5 protein-coding genes are annotated in these 6,031 nt (G+C 67.4%); 3 read left to right on the forward strand and 2 right to left on the reverse strand.

Going from position 1 to position 6,031, the window contains the following annotated elements; genetic code table 11:
• The first annotated feature begins 295 nt into the window (after nt 1-295).
• From ACFPJ1_RS21875 to ACFPJ1_RS21885, 3 genes are all read left to right on the forward strand, one after another.
• A complete protein-coding gene (locus tag ACFPJ1_RS21875) occupies nt 296-775 on the forward strand; it encodes a MarR family winged helix-turn-helix transcriptional regulator (RefSeq protein ID WP_380106497.1) in 480 nt (159 codons plus the stop codon).
• 77 nt (nt 776-852) lie between these two features.
• Entirely contained in the window at nt 853-2,331 is a 1,479-nt protein-coding gene (locus tag ACFPJ1_RS21880; RefSeq protein ID WP_380106499.1) for an MFS transporter, read from the forward strand.
• Nucleotides 2,332-2,395: 64 nt separating this feature from the next.
• The gene (locus ACFPJ1_RS21885; RefSeq protein ID WP_380106506.1) at nt 2,396-3,001 is read left to right on the forward strand and encodes a TMEM175 family protein; all 606 of its coding nucleotides are present in this window, start codon (nt 2,396-2,398) and stop codon (nt 2,999-3,001) included.
• A gap of 9 nt (nt 3,002-3,010) precedes the next feature.
• Here the strand turns inward: ACFPJ1_RS21885 and ACFPJ1_RS21890 are convergent, their stop codons facing one another.
• The gene (locus ACFPJ1_RS21890; protein ID WP_380106501.1) at nt 3,011-4,621 is read right to left on the reverse strand and encodes a carboxylesterase/lipase family protein; all 1,611 of its coding nucleotides are present in this window, start codon (nt 4,619-4,621) and stop codon (nt 3,011-3,013) included.
• Nucleotides 4,622-4,704: 83 nt separating this feature from the next.
• Nucleotides 4,705-5,520 carry a glycoside hydrolase family 19 protein gene (locus ACFPJ1_RS21895; RefSeq protein WP_380106503.1) on the reverse strand — a complete coding sequence of 272 codons (816 nt, stop codon included), beginning with the start codon at nt 5,518-5,520 and terminating at the stop codon, nt 4,705-4,707.
• Between the last annotated feature and the right edge of the window lie 511 nt (nt 5,521-6,031).

Consider the following 6,031-nt stretch of genomic DNA (forward strand, 5'->3'; position numbering starts at 1 on the left):
GGGCACACCGCACCCAAACCACCGCCGCTTGACACCCTTAACACCTGGGGTGTCTGTCGCTCGGTACATCCCACCCCTGAAAACATCCGCCCGACGCCCCGAGACACCAACTGTCCGGCGGTCGGCCAGCCTTCCGGACGTCGGCCGCCGCCGGAACACCAGCCGTTCGCCGCACGCCGGGTGGCAGCCGGTGCGCACTGCGCCTGCTGGGCGTCGGAATGGCTGGGCGCGTCACGCGAGAAGGTTCTGTGGTCGGATCATCTGTGAGTAGATGATCCCGCAGTAGGATGACTTCATGGCTGAGACACCGTTGCGGACCGTGCCGGACCTGACCGGGCTGCTGAAGCATGCCGGGCACGTGCTGGAGACGCAGTTGACGGCGGCGCTTGCGGAGATCGGGCTGACGCCGCGGATGCAGTGTGTGCTGATCAACGCGCTCGGGCAGGAGCGGACCCAGATCCAGCTCGCCGAGATCGCGTATCTGGACAAGACGACCATGGTCACGACCGTGGACGCCTTGGAGAAGGCCGGTTTCGCGGAACGCAAGCCGTCGGCGACCGATCGGCGGGCGCGGATCATCGCCGTCACCGAGGCCGGCGCCGAGGCGGCCGAGGAGGGCCAACGGATCGTGGACAAGGTCCATGCCGAGGCTCTCGGGGCGCTGGCGGCGTCCCAGCGCGCGCCGTTCGCCGACTCGCTGATCGAACTGGTCAACGGTCAACTGGCGACGCCGGTCGAGGCGCAACCCGTCCGGCGGTCCCGGCAGAGAAGCTAATCCAATAAAAGATCGTCTGCTACGGAACTATCTGTTAAGGTCGTTCTTGTCCTGCTCTGCTGACAAGGAGACGACCGGTGACCTCAACGACAGAACCAGCAAGCCCGACCTCCGAGCACGCGGAGCCGCCGGAGAGTTCCAGCACGATGCCGAGTTCCGGCGCGCAGCGGGCGCGGCTGAAGGCGCTGGCGGTGCTGTGTGCGATGCAGTTGATGATCATCCTCGACGGCACCGTCGTGACGGTGGCGCTGCCGACGATCCAGAGCGACCTCGGCTTCTCGCAGGCCGGGCTCGCCTGGGTGATGAACTCCTACCTGATCGCGTTCGCCGGCCTGCTCCTGCTGGCCGGCCGGATCGGTGACCTGATCGGCAGCAAGCGGGTCTTCCTCGCCGGCCTCGCGCTGTTCACCGCGGCTTCGCTGCTCTGCGGCGTCGCCACCAACGCCGAGGTACTGATCGCCGGCCGCTTCCTGCAGGGTGTCGGCGGCGCGCTCGCCTCAGCGGTGATCCTCGGCATGATCGTCGGCCTCTTCCCGGCGCCGGGGGAGCAGGCGCGGGCGATGGGCGTCTACGGGTTCACCTCGGCCAGTGGCGCGTCGATCGGCCTGATCCTCGGCGGCGTGATCACCCAGACCGTGGGCTGGCACTGGTCCTTCCTGATCAACGTGCCGATCGGACTGGTCTCGCTCGTGCTCGCAGTACGGCTCCTCGCCCCGCAGCGCGGTCTGGGCATCGGCAAGGGCGCGGACGTCCTCGGAGCCGTGCTGGTGACGGCGGGCCTCTCGCTGGGCGTCTACACAATCGTGCAGACAGCCGAGTCGGCCGCCGAGTTGCCGCGGACGATCGTCCTGGCCGCAGCCGCCGTTCTCCTCCTAGCAGCCTTCGTACTGCGCCAAGCCCGCGCGGCCCAACCACTGCTCTCCCTGCACATCTTTCGCAAGCGTCAGGTGACTGCGGCCAACGGCGTAGTGGTTCTGCTGTTCGCGGCCGGGTTCGGCTTCCAGTTCATGACGGCGCTCTACCTGCAGCGAGTGCTGGGCTTCGACTCGTTGCAGACCGGCTTGGCGTTCCTCCCGGCTCCAGTACTCGGTGCGGTGATGTCGCTGTTCGTCGCACCTCGACTCACCGTGCGGTTCGGCAGCCGACCGATCCTGCTGGCAGGTCTGACCGCCTTCCTGGTCGCGCTTCTGGCGATCAGCCAGGCCCCGACGGACGGCAGCTACCTCCTCAACGTGGCACCGGTTCTCGCGCTGATGGGAGCCGGGATAGGCGTAGGGATCCCCGCGGCGATCATGCTGGCGATGTCCGGCGCGGAGCCAGGTGATGCCGGACTTGCCTCCGGGCTGAACAACACCGCCCAGCAAGCAGGAGCAGCCGTTGGCACAGCCGTACTAGCCACCTTGGCCGCGTCGCAGAGCGCAGTACGGGCGTCTGAAGGGGTGGCGGAGGTTGCTGCGCTGAGGGACGGGTACAGCGCGGCCTTCGTGGCAGCGGCCGGGTTCGTCCTTGCCGCGTTGGTTCTGACTGCCACTCTGCTGCGGCCCGCGAAGAAGTGACGTGGGTAGCGCCCGGTGCTGTGGTTGCCTACGGCACCGGGCGCTACCGTTGTCGGCCGTGAGTATGACGAGGAACCCGGACCGGCTGGTGCTGTTCACCGACGCGGTGGTGGCGATCGCGGTCACCCTGCTGATCCTGCCGCTGGTGGAAGTGGTGACGGAGTCCCAGGCCGAGGGTCATGACGCGGTCGCGGTGATCACCGAGCACAAGCCGCAGATCTACACGTTCCTGCTGAGCTTCGTGGTGATCACCCGGTTCTGGCTCACGCACCACCGGCTGTTCGAGCACGTCCGGGCGTACAACACCAGGCTGATCCAGCTCAACATGGTCTGGCTGCTGTTCATCGTGATCCTGCCGTTCCCGACCGAGATCGTCGGCACCTACCCGAGCGGCCGGTTCACCGCCGGGTTGTACATCGGCACGATCGTTGCCCTCAGCCTCTGTCAGACCGCGCTCGCACTGCTGATCCGGGGCCACCAGGAACTCGAGCAGGAAGGCAACCCGGTCACCGACCACGAGGTGGTCGGCGCCGTCGTCTTCAGCGTGCTCGTGGTGATCGCGTTCCTCCTGGCCGCGTTCGTGCCCGGAGTCGACTTCTACGCCCTCTTCCTGCTGTTCCTCGGCCCGGTCGTCACCCGGCTCGGTGACCGCTGGAGGAAGAGGGCGTAGCAGATCAGCTCAGAGCCCGGCCCAGAAGTCGCAGTGGTGTTCGGTGCTCAGGTCGACGCTCTTGATGCCGCCCTGATCGGTCGGCGCCAGTGAGAGCCCACGGATGTCGCCTTGCCCGGCCGCAGCCCAGTGCGGCCGTCCCGGACCGTTGGGATCGCCAGTGCGAGCGAATGCGGTCCAGTAGTCGATCATCTGCTCGGACAGCCTCTTCTGGGTCTCGCTCATCGGGAAGTCGTAGCCACCGAGGCTGAAGAGGTACGGCAACTCCACTGCATGCGCTGCACCCTGGCCGGGCCCTGCGAGCGGCGAGTGCTTGTCCGCGAACTCATACGCGTACACAGGTACCTTCCGAGCCGCCTGCTGGTCGTTGGCGACCTGCGTGCACGACCAGATCCGGTCGGTCGTCACAGCGGTCCAGGCGGCCACAGTCGACCCGTACTGCGCCAGCGGGTACTCGCGCTGCACCTTCACCGCATCCGCTGCGCCCACCATGTCGGTCAGCAATCGCGGGTAGTCCGCATCGGTGAGGTCGCCGCCGTTGAACGCCGCCATCCACCCCGCCGCCTCATCGTGGTTGTTCCCAGACAGCACCGGCACCCGATGGAACAGCCCAGCCTTCATCGCCTTCGCCGGGCTCACCGGTAGCACCGCAGTACCGCCGTACGCCGGTTGCGTGAATTGCAGCGTGTCCTCGACCAGTAGTCCGGGATCGGCCGCGCGCAGGCAGTCCAGCATTGCCTGGCCCGGCTTGCACTTCAGGTCCTCCTTGCGGGAGGCGGCCCAGTCTTTACCGGTCGCCTGCACGGTGCTCTGCGGAACCCAGGGCGAGTCCGCCGCCTGGCCCGGGTACTGGCTGTTGTCAGCCCAGTTGAACGCGCACGAGCCGCTCTGCATCACTGCCTTGGAGAACAACCCGGTCGACGTCGGCGAGGTCAACTGTGCGCACACGCTCATCCCGCCGGCCGACTCGCCGGCCACAGTGACGTTCCGGGGGTCGCCGCCGAAGGCCCGGGCGTTCCGCTGCACCCAGCGCAGTGCGGCCTGCTGGTCCTGGATGCCGTACGTGCCGGAACCGGCCAGTCCCGGGTAGCCGAAGAATCCGAAGATCCCCAGCCGGTAGTTGACCGTCACTACGACGACATCGCCGCGAGTGGCCAGCTTCGACGCCTCGTAGCTGTTCCCGGCGCCGGTGAAGAACCCGCCGCCGGGAATCCACACCACCACTGCACGTGGCTTGGCTGTCTTCTGCGCCGGCGTCGTGACGTTGAGGTAGAGGCAGTCCTCGGCTGTAGAGCCACCGGGCGCCTCCGGGTTGTCCTGTTGGGGGCACGCGCTCGAGAGCGTCAACGCGTCCCGTATGCCGTCCCAACGTTTCACCGGCTGCGGCGCCTTCCATCGCAACCCGTGCACCGGCGGAGCGGCGTACGGGATGCCGTTGAAGACGCGAGCGGCTCCGGTGCTCTGCCCGCGCAACAGCCCAGTGTCAGTCCGTACGACGCTGGGCTCTGCGGGTGGTGCCGATTGGGCGGCAGCGGCCTTGTCTGCAAGGAATGCGGCCGGCACCAGCGCCAGGGCTACCGCCAGCCGCACCTTGCTTCGTGTGATCTGGAATCTCCTCATGCCGTGCAGCCTCCGCCGGGACCGGGTGGTCCCGCTTCGGCCGCACGGCCACTGCACCTACACCTTTGATCGGGGTATGGGTATCAGCAGTAGAGGTTGTCGCCGGGGGAGACGCCCAGCATCTGGGTGAACCGCTGGTAGGCATCCACCCGGCTCTGCACCTGGCCCGGGTTGCCGCCGTTGCACTCGATCGACCCGTTGATGCTGCGGATGGTCTCGCCGAAGCCGGCGCCGTTCACCATCGCGTTGTGCGGCGTCATCGTGCCCGGGCCGGTCTGGGTGTTCCAGTACCAGAGCCCGGTCCTCCAAGCGCTCGCCGAGTTCTGCTCGACCTGCCAGGGGTTGCCGAGCAGATCGATGCCGAGGGCGTCACCCGCGGCCTTGTAGTTGAAGTTCCAGCTCAGCTGGATCGGGCCGCGACCGTAGTACGCCGCCTGGCCGGCCGGGCAGCCGTACGGCTGGCCCCAGTCGCAGTAGTGCGGGTAGTTCGCCTCGTTGATCTCCTTGATGTAGACCAGCCCACCGGCTTCGTGGTTCACGCTCGCCAGGAAGGCGGCGGCCTCGCGCTTCCTGGTGGTGTCGTCGCTGGTGTTCGCGAAGCCCGGATAGGCGCTCAGCGCGTCGACCAGACCGGAATAGGTGTAGAAGGGATTGCGGCTCGGGAACATCTGGTTGAATTGCGATTCGCTGACCGGGAATGCGCTCGGCTCCGGATTTCCGCCGCCGGAGCAGTTGTACGATTCCCAGTACCAGGTGCTGATCGTCGGGTCGTAGCCGGGATTGTCGTGCTCGGCCGCGTAATACAGCCCGTTGGTGTACTTCACGATGCTGCCGGCCGCGTACCAGCTGCCGGCCACCCAGTTCGGGTAGGTACAGGCCTGGGTCGCGGTCGGCGACACTTCGCGAGCGTCCGCGGGGGCGGTGAACAACATCGACAGGCGGCGCCGACGGCCACGAGGACCGGCAGGACGCGTACGAATCGGGGCATCTTCATGGTGCGACTCCTCTGTCCTGGCCGCGTCACAGAAGGGGGCGGGACGCGACCGTGGGGGCGGTGGACAAATGGCCCGGTCAGCGTAGGGCAGTCGGACCGGAGAGGAGAAGAGCGCGCGCTCTAGTACGGCAGCCGTAGTTCGTGATCTGGCGGCGCGGCGGTCCCGGACGCGAGGCGGCCACCGCTCGATGATCTCGGGTTGTGTGGACTCAAGATGATCTCGCGGTGGCCGCGGGCCAAAGCATAGACCCTGGTTGTTGGCGGATGGAGTTTGACAGGTTGATGGCGCGGATCGCGTCTCGGTTCGCGCGGGTGGAGTCGCGGCGGCTGGGGCGGGATGCGGTCGCCGGGTTGATGTCGGGGTTGGCGGTGAAGAACTGCTGGACGCTGGCCGAACACGCCGGCCATGACTCGCC

Origin of the sequence: Kribbella qitaiheensis, assembly GCF_042657745.1 — a bacterium.
Taxonomy (GTDB): Bacteria; Actinomycetota; Actinomycetes; order Propionibacteriales; family Kribbellaceae; genus Kribbella; species Kribbella qitaiheensis.